The organism is Stenotrophomonas sp. 169, from assembly GCF_014621775.1.
In the GTDB taxonomy this organism is placed as follows: domain Bacteria; phylum Pseudomonadota; class Gammaproteobacteria; order Xanthomonadales; family Xanthomonadaceae; genus Stenotrophomonas.
The window spans coordinates 3,813,178-3,831,407 of record NZ_CP061204.1 but is presented as its reverse complement, the minus strand read 5'-3'; the positions used below and the strand labels follow the sequence as shown (position 1 = coordinate 3,831,407).

Annotated in this window: 14 protein-coding genes; 6 read left to right on the top strand and 8 right to left on the bottom strand. The window is 65.5% G+C overall.

Translation table 11 applies throughout. The annotated features are described in order from the left end of the window. Nucleotides 1-146 precede the first annotated feature (146 nt). Nucleotides 147-2,249 carry a phosphoglycerol transferase I gene (locus tag ICJ04_RS16740; protein WP_188325294.1) on the bottom strand — a complete coding sequence of 701 codons (2,103 nt, stop codon included), beginning with the start codon at nt 2,247-2,249 and terminating at the stop codon, nt 147-149. A gap of 295 nt (nt 2,250-2,544) precedes the next feature. Beyond that, entirely contained in the window at nt 2,545-4,185 is a 1,641-nt protein-coding gene (locus ICJ04_RS16735; protein WP_342589199.1) for an AarF/UbiB family protein, read from the bottom strand. Between the two features lie 187 nt (nt 4,186-4,372). On the opposite strand from ICJ04_RS16735, the gene ICJ04_RS16730 reads away from it, so the two are divergent. After that, the gene (locus ICJ04_RS16730; protein WP_188325292.1) at nt 4,373-5,314 is read left to right on the top strand and encodes a DUF808 domain-containing protein; all 942 of its coding nucleotides are present in this window, start codon (nt 4,373-4,375) and stop codon (nt 5,312-5,314) included. Nucleotides 5,315-5,354: 40 nt separating this feature from the next. On the opposite strand, the gene ICJ04_RS16725 is transcribed toward ICJ04_RS16730, so the two are convergent. After that, on the bottom strand, nt 5,355-6,884 hold the full coding sequence (locus tag ICJ04_RS16725; protein WP_188325291.1) for a GGDEF domain-containing protein: 1,530 nt from the start codon (nt 6,882-6,884) through the stop codon (nt 5,355-5,357). 111 nt (nt 6,885-6,995) lie between these two features. Between ICJ04_RS16725 and ICJ04_RS16720 the strand changes: the two genes are divergently transcribed. Further along, nucleotides 6,996-7,631, top strand: a complete 636-nt coding sequence (locus ICJ04_RS16720) for an NAD-dependent dehydratase (RefSeq protein WP_188325290.1) — start codon at nt 6,996-6,998, stop codon at nt 7,629-7,631. 146 nt (nt 7,632-7,777) lie between these two features. On the opposite strand, the gene ICJ04_RS16715 is transcribed toward ICJ04_RS16720, so the two are convergent. The 4 genes from ICJ04_RS16715 to pdhA are packed head-to-tail and all read right to left on the bottom strand — an operon-like array spanning nt 7,778 to nt 11,666. Beyond that, a complete protein-coding gene (locus ICJ04_RS16715; protein ID WP_188325289.1) occupies nt 7,778-9,172 on the bottom strand; it encodes a dihydrolipoamide acetyltransferase family protein in 1,395 nt (464 codons plus the stop codon). Next, nucleotides 9,169-9,522 carry an SH3 domain-containing protein gene (locus ICJ04_RS16710; RefSeq protein ID WP_188325288.1) on the bottom strand — a complete coding sequence of 118 codons (354 nt, stop codon included), beginning with the start codon at nt 9,520-9,522 and terminating at the stop codon, nt 9,169-9,171. The genes ICJ04_RS16715 and ICJ04_RS16710 overlap by 4 nt, the downstream gene beginning before the upstream one ends. Before the next feature lies 1 nt (nt 9,523). Next, nucleotides 9,524-10,591, bottom strand: a complete 1,068-nt coding sequence (locus ICJ04_RS16705; protein WP_188325287.1) for an alpha-ketoacid dehydrogenase subunit beta — start codon at nt 10,589-10,591, stop codon at nt 9,524-9,526. After that, nucleotides 10,584-11,666, bottom strand: a complete 1,083-nt coding sequence (gene pdhA / locus ICJ04_RS16700; RefSeq protein ID WP_188325286.1) for a pyruvate dehydrogenase (acetyl-transferring) E1 component subunit alpha — start codon at nt 11,664-11,666, stop codon at nt 10,584-10,586. The genes ICJ04_RS16705 and pdhA overlap by 8 nt, the downstream gene beginning before the upstream one ends. A 349-nt stretch (nt 11,667-12,015) precedes the next feature. On the opposite strand from pdhA, the gene ICJ04_RS16695 reads away from it, so the two are divergent. Beyond that, a complete protein-coding gene (locus tag ICJ04_RS16695) occupies nt 12,016-12,870 on the top strand; it encodes a tryptophan 2,3-dioxygenase family protein (RefSeq protein ID WP_188325285.1) in 855 nt (284 codons plus the stop codon). A 27-nt stretch (nt 12,871-12,897) separates the two neighbouring features. On the opposite strand, the gene ICJ04_RS16690 is transcribed toward ICJ04_RS16695, so the two are convergent. Continuing rightward, nucleotides 12,898-14,520, bottom strand: a complete 1,623-nt coding sequence (locus ICJ04_RS16690; RefSeq protein ID WP_188325284.1) for an alpha/beta hydrolase — start codon at nt 14,518-14,520, stop codon at nt 12,898-12,900. 376 nt (nt 14,521-14,896) lie between these two features. Here ICJ04_RS16690 and ICJ04_RS16685 point away from each other — a divergent pair, with 376 nt between their 5' ends. From ICJ04_RS16685 to ICJ04_RS16675, 3 genes are all read left to right on the top strand, one after another. After that, nucleotides 14,897-16,402, top strand: coding sequence for an oligopeptide:H+ symporter (locus tag ICJ04_RS16685; RefSeq protein WP_188325283.1), 1,506 nt, complete (start codon nt 14,897-14,899; stop codon nt 16,400-16,402). A gap of 11 nt (nt 16,403-16,413) precedes the next feature. Next, on the top strand, nt 16,414-17,007 hold the full coding sequence (locus ICJ04_RS16680) for a thioredoxin family protein (protein WP_188325282.1): 594 nt from the start codon (nt 16,414-16,416) through the stop codon (nt 17,005-17,007). Between the two features lie 94 nt (nt 17,008-17,101). Beyond that, nucleotides 17,102-18,208, top strand: a complete 1,107-nt coding sequence (locus ICJ04_RS16675) for a hypothetical protein (protein ID WP_223202923.1) — start codon at nt 17,102-17,104, stop codon at nt 18,206-18,208. Nucleotides 18,209-18,230: the final 22 nt, after the last annotated feature.

Sequence of the window (18,230 nt, the reverse complement as noted above, 5' to 3'; positions counted from 1 at the left end):
GGCTGGGCGGGGGCGTTGAGCGCCATGGATGGCGCGAAACGAGGCACGCATGGATGCGGCTATTGCCGTCCCCCGCCCAGCCCCACTGCCCGGCCCAGCACCAGATACAGCCCCCCCACTCGCGAGGGGCTCAGCCGTTCGACCCACTATCCGCGTGGACGCCGCGATGGCACCAGCGCAAAGGTATCCACGGCGAGCTTCTCGGCATGGTTCAACCATGCGCGGATCTCCAGATCATCCACTTCATGATCCAACCCAAAGCTCAGGTTGATGCGGCCGCTCGCATCGGGCTGCACCCACTGCTGGGCCAGCACCACCTGCCGCTGCGACGAGACTGCTTCGATCCAGAAGCCCCGCTGCGGCTGTGTGCTGGCCACCAGTTCCAGCATGTACTGGCCAGCACGGGTACGACGGCCCTTGTCGGTGATCATGTGGGCCTGGCGAACGCTCGGACGCGGACCATCGAAGGCATCCAGCGCTGCATCCACCTGCACACCACCGCGCAGGTCATCATCGCGATACAGCTTGATCCCGTTTTCGCGGTTGACCAGCAACGCGCACCAGTCACCGTCGGCCGAGCCATCCTCAAAGGCGGTGCAGCGGTCTACATACGCCAGCGTGCTGTCCTTGTCGGCTTCATCGAATTGGCGCGAGGTGTTTTCCAGGTAGACCGTCTTCAGTGCCCAGTCCTTGTCGTACTCCAGCAGCACTGGCGGCTGCACATGTTGCACGCCGACGATCACTTGGTTGCTGTCGTCGATGCGCAGTTCGCGCGTTGGCTCGCCCAGCCACAACGAACGGGCAAAGGCGAGGTACTTGGGATAGTCGCGTCCGTTGTCCTTGCGGGCGGCGACGCTGGCACTGGCCGGCCGCTGCGGATCGATCAACGAGCGGCCGAAGCCGATGCGCTGGATGGCAGGATCCAGCAGGCTGAGCAGGGTCGCCCCGCTGTCCAGCGTGGTCGCATCGTCCACCTGCAGCTGGCGCGGCTCAATGTCCTTGCCGACGAACAGCAGCAGGTTCTCGCGCTCCTGCTTGGCCAGCACGTGGCTGAGGTCGTTCGGCATGGCCAGGTGATCGGATGACACGACGATCAACGTGTCCTTGCCATGCGGGCTGGCCTGGATACGCTCCACCAGTTGCGAGATCAGGCGATCCGTGCACTTCAGCGCGTTGAGCAGGCCGATGTTGCCGTGCGGGCTTTCGTAGCGTTCGTTCTTGCACGACACCGGCAGGTGGCCGGCCGGGTGATGGGTGTCCATGGTCAGCGTGGTGAGCATGAAGGGTTCGCCGGCACGTGACAGCTGCTCGAAGCGGCGATAGGCGGTATCCAGCAGCACGTCGTCATGCACGCCCCACGCGGAGTAGTGAATGCGACCGACCTTCTTCTGCTGTTTGAACCAGGCAAGGTCGTGCACTTCGTCAAAGCCATGGCTGGCGAGGAACTGCCCCTTGCCGGCGAACTGACCGTTGGCGCCACCCAGGTAGTGGTTGGTGTAGCCCTGCTGCTTGAGGTAGTCGCCCAGGCAGACCGCCTTGGGCAGGAAGCTGCCCATGCGGTCCATGCTGTTCTCATCGCCCTGTGCGGTGGTCAGTGGTACGCCACACATCGATGCGACCAGTCCGGCGATGGTCCAGCCGCTGCCCTCCGGCGAATCCAGACCGCGCACATCCAGCGAGCGCGCCGCCAAGCGGTTGAGATTCGGCATCAGGCCGGGGAATACGCTCTCGTCGAGATAGGTGCGTTCCAGGCTTTCGCCGTAGATCCAGACGATGTTGCGCGGGCGCTGCAGCGGCTGCGTCGGCACCTGGTATTCCGGGGCGATCTCAGCGAAATCGACCGGGCGCAGCTGGTAGTAAAGACGCTGGCCGTCGGCGAACAGCGGGCTGACACACACGGCCAGCAACCATAGTCCCGCGAAGCTGGCGAACAGTGTCTTGCCGCGGCCGGGTCGTTGCCAGCGCTTGATGCGTACAAGGGCGAACGGCAGCAGGGACACCAGCAGCAGGGCGATGTAGCCCGCGATGACCTGCTTGAAATCGGAGACACCGGCGCCTTCCATATCGGCGCCCAAGTGGTACAACGTGGCCGCATTCAATCCGTCGCCGGACAGCTGGTCCACCAGCCACCAGGTGCTCAGGGCGATCAGCAGTACCGAAAGCAGGCCGGCCTTCCACCACAACCATTTACTGGAAACCAGCAACAGCCAGGCAAGCACGAACAGCGTAAGCAACAAAATCCAGAGCATGGGCATATTCGGCAGTGACGGAGGTGGTGATGGACGTCGTACCGACGCGTGTCCATCTCGACCGGACTGCCAACCACAACAACATGACAGACCGATGACCCGATCATGCCTGCACGAACCTGACTGAAATGTTCGTCGAAAGCGACAAAACTGGATAAATCGTCAGCTTTGTGGCGTTGGTGTGAATCGCGCGATGGCGCGCGGGGTGATACGCATGGGTAGAGCCGACTTCAGTCGGCTGGCTTCAACCGTAATGCGCCAGCAGCCGACTGAAGTCGGCTCTACCTTTTTGGCTCTACCGGTGGCCGCGTTCTTCGCGGGCGCGGGCGCGGCGGTCGAACAGTAGTGCGCTGGTGATGATGCCCAGGCCGAGGAATACGCCGATCAACATCAGTATCATCGCGATCGCGGGGTAGCCGAACAGATGCACGCCGTTGTCCACTTTCATCATCAGCGCCGACGCCAGGATCAGCGCGGCGGTGACGATGCCGGCCGACACGCGGTTGGCGATCTTCTGCAGGTTTTCCATCAGGCGCGATTCTTCCAGCCCCGTCACCTTCATCTGCAGCCGGTTTTCAGCCAGTAATGCGAGGATGTCGGTCATCTTGCGGGGGCCGACGCGCAGCAGTTCCTGCACTTCCATCGCTTCGCTGGCCAGGTTGGCCGCCGACAATGATTTCTTCAGCCGCGCGCGCATCACGTGCTGCAGCTGCTTCTCGACGATGCGTCGCGTATCCAGTGTCGGTGACAGCAGGCGGCACACCGATTCCAGGTTCAACAGGGCCTTGCCGATCAGGCTCAGTTCCGGCGGCGTGCGCAGGCCGCTGGCGGTGGCGATACGCACCATGTCCAGCACCACGCGGCCTTCGGAGTAGTGATTGCTGGCGGCGTACCGTGCAATCATCTGGCCGGTCTCGCGCAGGTAGCGTTCTTCTTCGAACGACTCCAGCCGTGTGCTGATCGCGATGATCTCATCGGCCACTTCCTCGCCACGGCCATCCACCGCAGCGAACAATACCTTCAACAGACGCTCGCGCAGGCGCGGCGGCATATGCGCGACCATGCCCAGGTCGAAGATGGCCAAGCGGCCGTCGTGGGTCACGCGCAGGTTGCCGGGATGCGGGTCGGCGTGGATTTCGCCGTGCACGAAAATCTGGTCCAGGTAGCCGCGGATCAGCGCAGCCGCCAGCGGGTCCATGGAGTGTTCGGTGCGCCGGATATCCGGAATCATGTCCACGCGCACGCCGTCGGCGAGCTGCATCGTCAGCACGCGGTTGCTGCAGTAGTCCCAGATGGGCTGCGGGACCCACAGCGGCTTGAACGGTCGCAGGTGTTGGCCGAAGCGCTGCAGGTTTTCTGCTTCTGCCTGGTAATCCAGCTCCTGCATCAGGGTCTTGGCGAACTCGTTCAACCAGTCGCGCAGGCGCACACGGCGCCCCACCTGGGTCAGGTGGTCGGCGGCCAGCACAAAACTGCGCAGCGCTTCCAGATCTGATCGCAGCTGCGCGGCGACCTCGGGCTTCTGCACTTTGACAGCGACTTCGCGGCCATCGCGCAGCGTGGCACGGTGCACCTGGGCAATGGAGGCGCAGCCCAGCGGAACTGGATCGAAACTGGCGAACAACGTGGAGACGGTGGCGCCCAGTTCCTTCTCGATGATGGCGTGAATCCGCTCCACCGGGATCGGCGCAACGCTTTCCTGCATCCGCTCCAGCGCCGTGGCGAACTCCACCGGCACCATGTCCGGCCGGGTGGACAGCATCTGCCCCAGCTTGACGAAGGTCGGGCCGAGGGATTCCAGGTCGGTGACGAACTGCTCCGGATTGCCGTCCGGCGGCACGTCGGGTGCGCCTGCAGCGTCCAGGTTCATGCCGGAGAACACGCCGGAATTGCGGTAGCGCATCAACAGCCGCAGGATCTGGCTGCGGCGGTTCATGCCGGTGATCAGCGGCGGGTTGGCAGACGCGGCAGGCGGGTTGTTCAAGCAGGACTCCGCGATGGTGCAGGAGGCCCAGTGTGGCGGGGGGAAGGTGGTGGAGTGGTGAATCCCGGATGTAGTTTGGGATTCACGCCTTTTAGGTCAGAATCCGCCTTCTTCCTCCCCCTTTGATGATGGACCCTCCATGGCCGGTGCCAGCCTGTTCACCCTGCTCGATGACATCGCCACGCTGCTGGACGATGTGGCGGTCCTGACCAAAGTCGCCGCGAAGAAGACCGCCGGTGTGCTGGGAGACGATCTGGCGCTCAATGCACAGCAGGTCACGGGCATGAGCGCGAACCGCGAACTGCCGGTGATCTGGGCGGTGGCCAAGGGCTCGTTCGTCAACAAGCTGATCCTGGTGCCGGCCGCCTTGGCGATCAGCGCCTTGGAGGCGTGGTTGAAATCCCGCGGGTACAACGTGCCCCTGATCGTGCCGTTGATGATGCTGGGCGGTGCCTTCCTCTGCTACGAGGGCGTGGAGAAGCTGGCACACCGCTTCCTGCACCCGGCCGAGGAAGACGAAGCGAAGCAGGCAGAGCGTCGGCAGGCGCTGGCCGACGACACGGTGGACATGGTGGCCTTCGAGAAGGACAAGGTGAAGGGCGCCATCCGCACCGATTTCATCCTGTCGGCCGAGGTGATCGTGCTGACCCTGGGCGTGGTGGTGTCTTCCGGCGCGGCGTTCATGCAGCAGGTGCTGACCTTGAGCGTGGTGGCCGTGGCGATGACGGTGTTCGTCTACGGACTGGTCGGCGGCATCGTCAAGATCGACGACGCGGGTCTCTACCTGGCGAAGAAGGGCGGTGCGGTGGCCGCGTTCGGACGCGGCATGGTGGCCGGTGCCCCCTGGCTGATGAAGTTCCTGTCCATCGCCGGTACGGCCGCGATGTTCCTGGTCGGCGGAGGCATCCTGGTGCACAACGTGCCGCCGCTGCACCACTGGGTGCTGGAGCATGGCGGCGAAGGCCAGTGGGCCTGGCTGATCAATGCACTGGTGAACGTGGGCGTGGGCCTGGTGGTCGGTGCGCTGGTGCTGGGAGCGGTGATGCTGGTGCAGAAGCTGCGCGGCAAGCCCGCACACTGAAAGCCGGACGGCCCGACGTCCGTTGGCCGTCACTACCGGGTCAACCGGCCTGTACGCGGTTGCGGCCCTCGCGCTTGGCCGCGTACAGGGCCTCGTCGGCGCGTCGCAGCAGGGTTTCGGCGCTGTCGGTCGGCTGCCACTGCGTCAGGCCGGCGCTGAAGTGCACCGGCACGCGGTGGTCCTGCACGTGCAGCACGCGCTGCGCCAGCGAACGCTGCAGGCGCTGCAGGGTGGACATGCTGTCGGCCCCGGGGGTATCGGGCATCACCAACACGAACTCGTCGCCGCCCAGCCGCGCCACGCTGTCACTGGCCCGCAGCAGCAACTGGCAGACACTGACGAAATGGCGAAGCACCGCGTCACCGCCTGCGTGACCGTACTGGGAATTGGTCTGGCCGAACTCGTCCAGGTCGATCACCGCCACCGACAGCGCGCTGCCGCCCCGCGATGAGCGGGCGAGTTCGGATTGCAGCAGGTCGTCCAGGCCGCGCCGGTTGAGTGCGCCGGTCAGGGGATCGGTGCGGACCAGGTCGGTCACTTCCCGCAGGTCATTCTCCAGCTGGGCGATGCGCTGTTCGGCCACTTCCACTTCCAGCCGCGCATTGGCCAGATGATCACGGGCCTGCGCGGCCTGCTGCTGCACGCGGCCGGTGTCGTGCAGCACGCCCTGCAGCAGTTGGTTGAGATCGGCGATGCTGCGTGCCTCGCGCAGGGCCAACGCGTAGCTGCTGATGCGATCGTGATATTCGCCGGTGCTGTTGGCCATGCCATCAAGCTGCTGCACGAAATCGCCCATCAGCCCGCGCATGGCCGCCTTGGAATCGGTGATGCCCTGCTTGAGCAGGCCCTGTTTGTAGATCACCTGGCGCAGCTCGGCGCGGGTGCGTTCGACGGCCGACGTATCCAAGGGCCCGGCCAGCAGCTGGCGCACCGCATCGATCTGTCCGTGCAGCCACGCGCCGTCGTCCAGCAGCTCGCTGATGTTTTCCAGCAGCAGGTCGAACAGGCCCAACAGCAGTTCGTCGCGTTCGTGCCACGCCTCGCTGCGTACGCCGATCTGGTGGCCCAGCTCGCGCAGGTTGTTTTCCAGTCCATCCAGCGGTTGCCCAGGCTGCCACTGCTTCCATGCGGCGGCCTGGGTGATGGCCTGCTCGCGCAATTGCGGGTCGTGCTGCAGCAGGCTGGCCACGGTGATGCCCAGCACGTGGCGCAGCTGCTCGCGCAGGCGCTCGCTGTCGGGCTGGCCGGCCGGGGAATGCTGTTCGATGGTGCGGATGTATTTGTCGATCAGCTGCCGCATCGCCCGGCCATAGCGGGGCCAGTCCGCGCCGGCCTGCGCCGATTGCAGGCGGTCGCCCATGTCGCCCAGCTCGCCGGGAAGGGTCGCCATGCCGTCGGCGAACGCCGCCAGCAGCGTCTCTGGCTGCTCTGCGCCGATGAAGATCTGCTGCAGCGTCCGCCCATCAACGCGGCGCGGGCCCGCATCGGACGTTGCCGGTGCGGCACGCACATGCGCCAGCGGCCCGAGCTGGGTGCCGGCGGCAGGGCGTGGTACAGGGCGGTCCGTCATGCGGTGATCCGTAGGGAGGTGGGGGCTGGTGACAGCATATCGGCGCGGTCGACGTTGGCTTTATACCTGTCCAGCCCTCACGATGGCAGCAACGCGCCATGGGAGAGGACGATGCGGGTGATGCTGCTGGGAGCAACGGGTCTGGTGGGTGGCCAGGCGCTGCAGATTCTGCTGGAGGATACGCGCTGCACGGCGCTGATCGCGCCCACGCGACGCCCGCTGCCAATGAGCGCGGCAAAGCTGGACAACCCGGTGCTGGATTTCGAGCAACTGCCCGGTACCGCGCCGTGGTGGGCGGTGGATGCGGTGGTCTGCGCGCTGGGCAGCACGCTGGCCCAGGCCGGCAGCCGCGAGGCCTTCCGGCGCATCGACCATGACTACCCGCTCACCTTTGCCGGCCAGGCGCATGCGCATGGCGCTGCCACGTTCGTGCTCAATTCGGCGGCGGGCGCGGATGCGGGCTCGCGGTTCTTCTACAACCGGGTCAAGGGCGATCTGGAGCAGGATCTGCGTGAGCTGGGCTTTGATTCGCTGACCCTGGTGCGGCCGGGGCTGATCGGCGGCGAGCGCGCGCAGAAGCGCACAGGGGAACATCTGGCATCGAAGGTGCTGGGCCTGCTGGGTCCGGTGCTGCCGCGCGGTTGGCGGATCAATCCGGCGGAGAAGATCGCAGCGACGCTGGTGGAAGCGGCGTTGGTGCCGCGGCCGGGCGAACAGGTGGTGGCTGCGCGGGACCTCGCGGGCTGAGCCCACGAGTGTTTCGCTGACGGCCAGCGGCCGTCACTACCGGACAAGCGGGGGGCTTGGTTGGGGCAGGTTCCCTTGCCCTGCAAAGGAACCTGCCCGCTACGCCTTCCGGGTTTCGCTGACGGCCCTCGGCCGTCCCTACCGGATCAGTTGGCCAGTGCCAGATCGTCCATCATGGTGCGCAGGAAGCGTGCCGCCTCACCGCCGGTGGCGGCGCGGTGGTCGAAGGTCACCGACAGCGGGATCACCTTGTGCGCTTCCACGCCGCCCATCACCGGGGTCATCTGGTGGCGGGCGCGACCGGCGGCCACGATCGCCACGCACGGCGGCACGACCACAGGGGTGGCGTAGCGACCGGCGAACATGCCGAAGTTGGACAGCGAGATCGTGTAGCCGCTCAGTTCGGAGGCGGCGATCAAGCGCCCTTCCACCTGCTCGCGCAGGCGGTTGACGCCCTCGCGGATGCCACGTGCGTCCAGCATGTCCGCGTTGCGCAGGGCCGGCACGAACAGGCCGTCATCGGTGTCCACCGCGATGCCCACGTCCACGTGCGCATGCAGGGTGCGGGTCAGCGCCTCGCCATCGAACCAGGCGTTGAGCGCCGGCACCTTCTGGCAGGCCACCACGATCGCCCGCACCAGGCGGCCGGTCATGTCGGTGCCCGGCTGCCAGGCATGGATGTCGGCGTCGTCGTTCAGCGTGGTCGGCACGACCTTGCTGTGCGCGTCGGCCATGACACGGGCCATGTTCCGACGCACGCCCTTCAGCTGCTCCGGCTGGCCCTTGGCGACCACGCCCGGCGGCTGGGTGCGCATCGGCTTGCCGGCGGCGGACATCGGCGCGCGCTGGCTTTCCACGCGGGCCGGGGCCGGTGCGGCCATCGCCTGCATGGCAGCCGGCGCAGGTGCCGATCCGACTTTGGCACTGCCATCGGCGGCCGCCTGCTTCACGTCCGCCATCGTCACTGCGTTGTCGGTGCCACTGGCACGCACGCGCGACAGGTCGACACCCAGCTTGCGCGCCATGGCCCGCACCGCGGGTACGGCCTTGACCCCGCCTACGGCCACCGCCTGTTCGGCGTGCACGGTGTTGGAGCTCTGCATCGCGCCCACCACGGTGCCGGCGTCATCGCGCTCGCCACCTTCCTTGATCTCACCCCCCTCGTCAGAGGCCACCACCTTGTCCGGCTGTGCCGGTGCGGGCTGGCCGGTGCTCGGCGTGGGCGACGGTGCTGCGGGTGCGGCATGGCCATGGCTGTGGCCGGTGTCCTGGCCATCGGCACGCTGCGGCATGTTCGGGTCGATCTCGAAACTGGCCAGCACGGCACCGGTCGGGATGATGTCGCCCGCCGCACCGGACAGCTTCAGGATCTTGCCGGAGACGGGCGAGGGCACCTCGACCACGGCCTTGGCGGTTTCCATCGATACCAGCGGCTCGTCCAGCTTGATCGTGTCGCCTTCCTTGACGAACCATTCCACGATGGTCGCGTCCGGCAGGCCTTCGCCCAGGTCGGGCAGGTTGAAATTCTTGGTCTGGCTCATGTGCAGTTCTCTTCCAGCAGTTCCAGTTCGCGGGCCGGCAGCCAGCCCGTCGCGCCGTTTGCGCGCTCGGACCACCACCAGCCCCCATGTTCGTGATGTAGCCGTACCATCTCGCCGTTTTCCACATCCAGCTCGCGCGCATCGTAGTCGCGCAGGGCTTCCGCGCGACCCTCATCAAGCCGCTGCAACCACGCGACCGGTGCCCAGCCGGCGCGCCCATCCGTGGTGCGCACCCAGGCAAAGGCCGGCCATTCTTCGTCACGTACACCGACTTCGACGATCTGGCCGGTGTGGAACCGGAGCGGGTTGGGGTACTGGCTGCGATACGGGCCAAGCAGGCGGGCCCACATATCAGCCTGCCGCAATGGCGCGCTTGGCGGCCGTGACGATCCGCTCCACGCTGGGCAGGTACTTCATTTCCAGGCGGAACAACGGAATGTGCGTGTCATAGCCGGTCACGCGCTCCACCGGGGCCAGCAGGTCGTACAGCGATTCCTCGGCCAGGCGCGCGGCGATCTCCGCACCGAAGCCCGCCGTCTTCGGCGCCTCCTGCACGATCACGCAGCGACCGGTCTTGGCGACCGATTCGGCGATGGTGGCGAAGTCCAGCGGACGCAGCGTGGCGACGTCGATGACTTCGGCACTGATGCCCTCACCGGCCAGCTTGTCAGCCGCTTCCAGGGCTTCCTTCACCTGCGCGCCCCAGGTCACCAGGGTCACGTCGGTACCGTCGCGCAGCACAAAGCACACATCCAGCGGTAGCGCCTCGCCATCGTTGACCACCACTTCCTTGTACTGGCGGTAGATGCGCTTGGGCTCCATGTAGATCACCGGATCCGGCTCGCGGATCGCGGCCAGCAGCAGGCCATAGGCACGCTGCGGCGAGGACGGCAGCACCACGCGCAGCCCCGGCACGTTGGTGAAGATGGATTCGTTGGCTTCGCTGTGGTGTTCCGGTGCACGGATGCCACCGCCCCACGGCACGCGCAGCACCATCGGGCAGTGCAGGCGGCCACGCGTACGAGTACGCAGGCGCGCGGCATGGCAGATGATGTGGTCGACCATCGGGTACATGAAGCCGTCGAACTGCGCTTCGGCCACCGGCTTCATGCCTTGTGCGGCCAGGCCGATGGTCAGGCCGGCGATGGTGGTTTCATCCAGCGGGGTATCAAGGATGCGGTTGGCGCCGAAGCGCTGCTGCAGGCCGGCGGTGGCGCGGAACACGCCGCCGTTGACGCCGACGTCCTCACCCAGCACCAGCACCGATTTGTCGTGCTCCAGCTCCCAGGCCAATGCCTGGGTGATGGCTTCGATCAGGGTGATGGGCGTAGTGGTCATGACCGTGTCTCCACCGGCGACAGCAGCGCTGTCGGCGGCATTGGTGCGGGACGCAGGAGCGCCGTGCTTGATCTCATCCATGACGCTGCTCCAGGGCGATGGCAGCAGCGCGCTGGGCCAGCAGGTCCGGCGGCGGATCGGCGTACAGGAAGTCGAACATCGCCTCGACCGGCTGCACCGGCGTGTTGAGGTACTGGTTCACGTCCTCGTCCACGCGCGTCCCGCACTCCTCGATCCACGCCTTTTCTTCGGCTTCGCTCCAGACGCCCTGCGCGGTCAGGTACTTGCGCAGGCGCAGCATCGGCTCCAGCAACCAGGCATCCTTCACTTCGGCATCGTCGCGGTAGCGGCGTGCGTCGTCGGCGGTGGTGTGGTCGGACAGGCGATAGGTCATCAATTCCAGCACGGTGCCGCCATTGCCGGACAGGCCGCGTTCGCGCGCCTGCTCCATGGCGGCCAGCACGGCGATCAGGTCGTTGCCGTCCACCTGCAGGCAGTGCAGGCCACCGGCCAGGCCCTTCTGCGCCAGCGTTTCGGCACCGGTCTGCGCCGAGCGCGGAACGGAGATGGCCCAGCCGTTGTTGACGATGCACAGGATCAGCGGGAGCTTGTAGGCACCGGCGGAATTCAGTGCGGCATAGAAGTCGGTCTTGGAGCTGCCACCGTCGCCACAGACGGCCACGGCGACCTGCTTTTCGTCGTTGAGCTTGAACTTCAACGCAGCACCAGCCGCATGCAGGCACTGGGTGGAGATCGGCACGCAGAACGGGAAGTCCTTGGCCGCGTTGCCACCGTAGTCGTTGCCACGCTCGTCGCCGCCCCAGTACATCAGCACGTCATACGGGCGCACGCCGCGCATGAACATCGCGCCGTATTCGCGGTAACTGGGCGCGAACACATCGCCCACCGCCATGGCCGCGCCGATACCCACATGCGCCGCTTCGTGGCCCAGGCAGGCAGCGTAGGTGCCCAGCTTGCCGGTGCGCTGCAGGGCGATGGACTTGCTGTCGAAGACGCGTACATAGAGCATCTGCTTGAACAGCGGGACCAGCACCTTGGGATCCCGCAGGGAGGCGGGCAGGTCATCACGGACGAGCTTCCCGTCCGCGTCCAGGTATTGGAGATATTCGATCTTGAACTCAGCAGCAACTGTCATTGCGGACGACACCTTCGACAGGAAGTTACAAATGATATGAATTGCCATGTTAAGGACGGCATAGGAAAAAGCTGTCCTGCGGCGCAGCAAGAGTTTGCCCGTTCAGTGCGCGTGTCCGTGCGCAGAACGCCAGCAACAGCAACGTATTCAGCCGATGCTGCACAGCACCACAATACCCCTCCGGCGCGGTCAGTGGCACAGGTAGGAATCGGTTCCACGCGCCAGTGCGCTGTATTTCACGTTCCACGCAACGGGGGCGATCACCTGGGAATGGATCGGGTGCGCTGGTGTTGCTCGTCCCTTGCCCGCGCCCTGCTACGCTTTGCGGCCTTTGACCGGTCCTGCCCCCATGTCCGTCGATAACAACCAACGCGATCTCGAAGCCGGTATCCATACGGATCTGCAGGATCGGCTGACCTACGGCGGCTACCTTCGGCTGGACCAGCTGCTGGCGGCGCAGCAGCCGCTGTCCAGCCCGCCGCATCACGACGAGATGCTGTTCATCATCCAGCACCAGACCTCGGAGCTGTGGCTGAAGCTGCTGGCGCACGAATTGCGTGCGGCGATCAGCTTCCTGCAGCGCGACCAGGTCTGGCAGTGCCAGAAGGTGCTCGCGCGCAGCAAGCTGGTGCTGCGCCAGCTGACCGAGCAGTGGTCGGTGCTGGAAACGCTGACACCCTCCGAGTACATGGGGTTCCGCGACGTGCTGGGGCCGTCTTCGGGCTTCCAGTCATTGCAGTACCGCTACATCGAGTTCCTGCTGGGCAACAAGAACGCGCAGATGCTGAAGGTGTTCGAGCATGACGTGGCCGGCCAGCAGCGCCTGCGCGAGACGCTGGAGGCCCCCAGCCTGTATGAGGAATTCCTGCAGTATCTGTCCCGCTTCGGTCATGACATCCCGGCGCAGTACCTGCAGCGTGACTGGAGCCAACCGCACGTGGCCGACGATGCACTGCACCCGGTATTCGAGCGCATCTACCAGAACACCGATCGGTACTGGCGCGAGTACGCGCTGTGCGAGGACCTGGTGGATCTGGAGACCGCCTTCCAGCTGTGGCGCTTCCGCCATATGCGCACGGTGATGCGGGTGATCGGGTTCAAGCGCGGCACCGGGGGGTCGTCCGGCGTCGGGTTCCTGGCCAAGGCGCTGGAGCTCACGTTCTTCCCGGAGCTGTTCCAGGTGCGGACCACGCTGGAGGGGTGAGCTCCAGCGCGGTGTCTGGATGCGGTGTCAGCTGTCCGCAGGCATGCGCCGTTCCCCCCGCACTTGATGCGCGCGGGCTTCGATCTGGCGCAGTTTGTCCGTGGTCGACTGCACGGCCGCGGGCGCATGCTCGCAGACGTGCAGGCGTCCGGGTCGGATGCCGTCGGCCATGAACGCGGAGGTCACCCGATCAACGCACGATGAAACGCCGTTGTAGATCATGCCGTGGCCTTTCAGTCCAGCGGCGTAGACGATGGATGCGGAGGGAATGGACGTGAACGCATTGAATGCGGTTGCGCGCGGGGTGAATGCATCGAACTCCATCTGCAGCACCATCAGGTTCCGTACTGCATCCAAAGCTGCCATGTCGGGTCTTGCGGGTACTGAAACCGGCCAGTACGCACAGGTTTGATGGCTTTCCGTGCTGCCGCCGACCGGGTTTTCGCGCGCTTGACGATCCCCCATATCGTCCCAGAACGATGGTGGCTGAATGCCTTCCGCGCTGTTGCACAGAACGGTGTATTGGACGGAATAGGTGGGATCCAGGTTGAGTGGGCCCGGCGATTCCGGAGCACTGAACCAGTCGACCGCCGCATACTGCGCGGAACGTCGAGCAGCTGCGTCGACATCGGGATCATCGCTGAAGTGATGGCCCGCGATGCGTTCATCCAGCGCCTTTGCGTCCATGTCTGGCGATTCGCGCAGCCAGGATTGAAGCATGCGCGCGGCCATCAATGACTCGACGCTGCCAAGGCTGTACCTGACGGTGTCGCGGAAAACCGGCTCCAGATCGGCAAACAGGTCATCGATTGCCTGCGCATCCGTGCCCAGTCCATACACCGCGGGCTGGGCAATAGCGCGCTCGACCAGAAAACGCTGGTAGATCACCTGGCGGCTGTCTGATTTGGGAATGGCGGTGTACTGGATGCCCTTGGTCCAGTCGACGTTGGAATCCAGAATCATCCGATCAACGTGGTCGGCGAACAGGAGGCCATACCATGCACCCAGCTCGGTGCCGTAGGACACGCCCCAGTAGTTGATTTTTTCCTCACCCAGCTGAGTCCGCACCAGATCCATGTCACGTGCGGTCTGCTCGGTGGTAATGAATCGCGACCAAGGGTGAGCGCTGCATCCAGCGGCGATGACGGCGGCATTCTCATTGATGGCGATCAGATTTTCGCTTGAACGGTCATCCGTAATCCGGCCGTAGGGCTTCAGCACGGCCGAGGATCTACAGCGCAGTTCGCTCCCTGAGCCCAGCCCGCGGGGCTGTACCGCGATAAGGTCGTGGCGCTCGGAGATCCGGTGTTTGTCGCTCGCCCAAGCTGCCTCAGCCTCCCAGTTGGCGGGCAAGCTGGCGGTGAAGAACATGGCGCCCAGTCCTGGCCCTCCGGGGTTCACCATCAGCACGCCGCGTCGCTCGGCCGGATGGGCTGCGCGCACGCGGAGCAGATCGATCATCAGCGTGCCGGGAACCGATCCCGCATGATCCAGTGGGACCTGGGTTTGTGAACACTGCAGTCGATCGCCAAGAAGGGGGAAGCTGCTTGAAATATCGTCCGGGCAGGAAGTCCACTCCAAGGCAGCGGCGGACGCGGAGGCTCCCATCAGAAGGGGCGCCATGACCAGTAACGGGGTCAATCGCTTCATGGAAAGTCCAGAAAGTAGGATGAGGTGACCCTGAGCCGCACGCAGCAATCAGCGTCGTTCCTGACCCTACGTGGACCCTGCCGGGGTGTCTTTGAGCCAATGTGCGGAAGTCAGTGGGTAAGAACGCGTGGTGATCGATGAGCGATAACCGACATAGACGTGTCGTGTGTAGTGGCCAGCAATCAGGACGAATCCGTCTGCTGCCGGTTCAGCTTCCTTGCCAGGAAGCTGAACTCGTTGCATTTGCAAGTTCAGCGAGCACGCGGCCTGTTGTTGCGATAAGCGTGTATTTGACGTGAACGCCAGAAGTCGGTGATGCTCGCGCGTTACGCCGGCACAGGGACGTGTCTGTCATCCACCGAACCAGGAATCCCGCATGAGCCTGAACGCCACTGCGAATACCCCCGAACCGGCTGTGCCGGAGTTCAAGACACTGCTAGGCCACCCGCGTCCGTTGTGGATGCTGTTCATGGCCGAGTTCTGGGAGCGCTTTGCGTTCTACGGCATCCGTTGGGCGATGGTGTTGTACATCGTGGCCCAGTTCCACGGCGGCGATGCCACCGGTGAACGGCCCGCCAGCGAGCTCTACGGTGCCTACCTGGCCCTGGTCTACGCCGGCGCGATCTTCGGTGGCTATGTCGCCGACAAGTTGATCGGGTTCCAGCGCTCCATCCTGTTGGGCGCTTTGTTCATGGCCGTCGGCCTGTTCATGCTGGCCTCGCCGACCGAGCTGCTGTTCAAGCTGGGCCTGGCCACCATCATCGTCGGCAATGGTCTGTTCAAGCCGATCATCTCCACGCTGGTCGGCAAGCTCTACCTGCAGGGCGATGCCCGCCGTGACTCCGGTTTCACCATCTTCTACATGGGCATCAACCTGGGCGCGATGATCGCCCCGGTGATCACCGGCTGGCTGGCGCGTGAGATCTTCGGCACCGACGCGATGCCGCATTACCAGATCGTCTTCATCTGCGCAGGCGTGGGCATGCTGGTGAGCCTGGTGTGGTTCTGGCTGGGCCGCAGCCAGCTGAAGGGCATCGGCGCGCCGGCACCGGGCCAGGAAAGCAATGGCCGCGTCGGCCTGGTCGCCATCGTCGGCGCCATCATCGGCGTGCCGCTGTTCTACTTCCTGCTGACCATCGACGCGCAGGCGCTGCAGATGCTGCTGATGGCGCTGTTCGTCGTGCCGGCCGTGATGCTGCTGGTGGAAGGCGTGCGCACAGGCACCGTGGCGCGCGACAAGGTCATCGCGATGCTGGTGATCTTCATGTTCAACGTCCTGTTCTGGATGTTCTTCGAACAGGCCGGCAGCTCGTTCACCTTCCTGGCTGATCGCATCGTCGACCGTCAGTTTGGTGACTGGACCTTCCCGTTGGAGTGGTTCCAGTCGGTCAACTCCATCGCCATCATCACCCTGGCCCCGCTGCTGGCGTGGATGTGGGTGAAGATGGGCCGCGCCAATCCGTCCATCCCGCGCAAGTTCGGCCTGGGCCTGGTGTTCAACGGCCTGGCCTTCCTGCTGCTGATGGTGGCCCTGTCGAGCATGGTCGACGGCGCGGGCAAGATCCCGTTCTGGACGCTGTTCATGGTGTATGTCATCCAGTCCGTGGGTGAGCTGTGCCTGTCGCCGATCGGCCTGTCGATGACCACCAAGCTTGCCCCGGCACGCCTGGGCGGCATGGCGATGGGTTGCTGGTTCCTGTCCATCGCCATCGGCAACAACCTGGCGGGCATCTTCGCCGGGCGGGTCAGCGGCGAAGGTGGCATGACCGTGCAATCCGCGCATGCCGGGTATACCTTTGGTTTCTACGCGTTGGTGGGCTCGGGCGTGCTGCTGTTCCTGGTGGCACCGCTGATCCAGAAGCTGATGCACGGCGTCAAGTAAGAGGAAAGCGCATGCGCAGGACAACAGGTTGGATATCCATGGGGCTGCTGGCCGCTGCATTGGCCGCGTGCTCGCAGCCCACTCCGGAGGCCAGCCAGGCGCCCGCGCAACCGCTTGATACGCGCCCCACCGGGACACCGGCCGCTGATCCCAGCGTGCCGGTGTCCTCGGGCAACAGCCCGGCGGCGGCGGATATCGCCGCCATCGCGGCGCTGAATGCCGCATTCGATCCGGCCCGTGACCCGGCCACCGACCTGGAAATGGCCAAGGTCGAAGCACAGCGCGGCAACAAGCGCATCATCCTGGACGTGGGCGGTGAATGGTGCCCGTGGTGCCACATCCTCGACAGGTTCGTCGAAGGCGATGCGGAAGTGCGCCGCCTGCGCGATGCGAACTACATCTGGATGAAGGTCAATTACAGCGAAGACAACGAGAACAAGGTCTTCCTGTCGCAGTACCCGGAAGTGAAGGGTTACCCGCATCTGTTCGTGCTGGATGCCGAAGGCGGCCTGCTGCATTCGCAGTTCACCGGCGAGCTGGAGCAGGGCAAGAGCTACGACCGGGCGAAGTTCCTCGCCTTCATGAAGGAATGGGCGCCGCGCTGATCGCGCGGGTGCCGGACTCAACTTCACCTCGCGGCCGCCGCTAACGGCAAGGTACCGACGCCACGCTGATCGTGGCGCGCGACCGGAGCGGCCGATGCACAGCGACCTTCTTGACCATCCCCCCGCCGACACCGTGGGCTTGCCGCCGGTGGCGGTGCTGATGGATGACAGCGTGGGCGACGCGGCGGTGTCTGCCGCCGCGACGGCCGTGCACACGCTGCCGATCATCGGGCTGCCGGACAACACCGTGCTGGCTGCGGCGGTGCAGAGGCTGGTGGAACAGAAAGCACAGCTGGACCTGCTGGCACGCGATCCGAAGCTGGCCGGCCTGTTGCCGGCGGAGTGGATGGGTCCGGGTGCGCGTGCGCTGGATATCGGCAGCTTCGTGCAGAGCGTATTGCCGTTCCTGCGCACGGCCGAGCGCGGCCAGACCGCGCCCGTCCGCCTGCCGCTGCGCCACGTGCTGGGTGACAGTGGGCGCTGGAGCAAAGCGGACGTGGCCGAGCCACAGTCGCTGGCGTGGTTCCTGGCCAGCGACGAACGCGCGATGGCCGGTAGCAAGGATCACGCCGAGGCCTATCTGGTTGGCGCACTGGGGCTGGGCTGGATGCAGGAAGGACGCAGCCGCCCGGGCTTCCTGCGTGCGATGGGCGTGGAGACGCTGGCCGCGCGCACGAGCATGTTGGATTACCCTCCGGCCGAGGAGCTGTCGCTGTATTCCGCCACCGCCCATGGCCAGCCGCAGCTGTGGTGCGTGCACGGCCGTCGTCGCCTGCGCGCGCTGCCGGCGCCGTGGCTCAGCGTGCCGCTGCTGACCGCCTATGGCGTGTCGGCGCCGGTGCCGTGGCCGGCCAGCTACCCGGCGGCGGACGAAGTGGCCGGTGCGTTGGCGTTGGCCGGGCAGGGCCGCATCGCGCCGGAAGTGGACCTGCCCAAACTGGCACGCAGGATGGCGGAAGACGCGAGCGGCGAAGCATGGCAGCCGGTCAGCCTGCTGCAGTTGGGTACGTGGATGCCGCGCTGGCGCTTCTTCCTGGCGGCGTTTGTCGGCCTGCCGTCGGTACTGCTGGTGACCGCCGCGCTGGCGCTGCCGGGCGCCATTGAAGCGGCCACCGTGGCGGCATCGCTCGGCTTCGCCGCCGGGGCCATCGGCGCCCTGGCCGCACCGTGGGTCTACGCCCGCCGCAAGCATCTGAGCTGAGAGCCGAGGGGTAGAGTCGAGG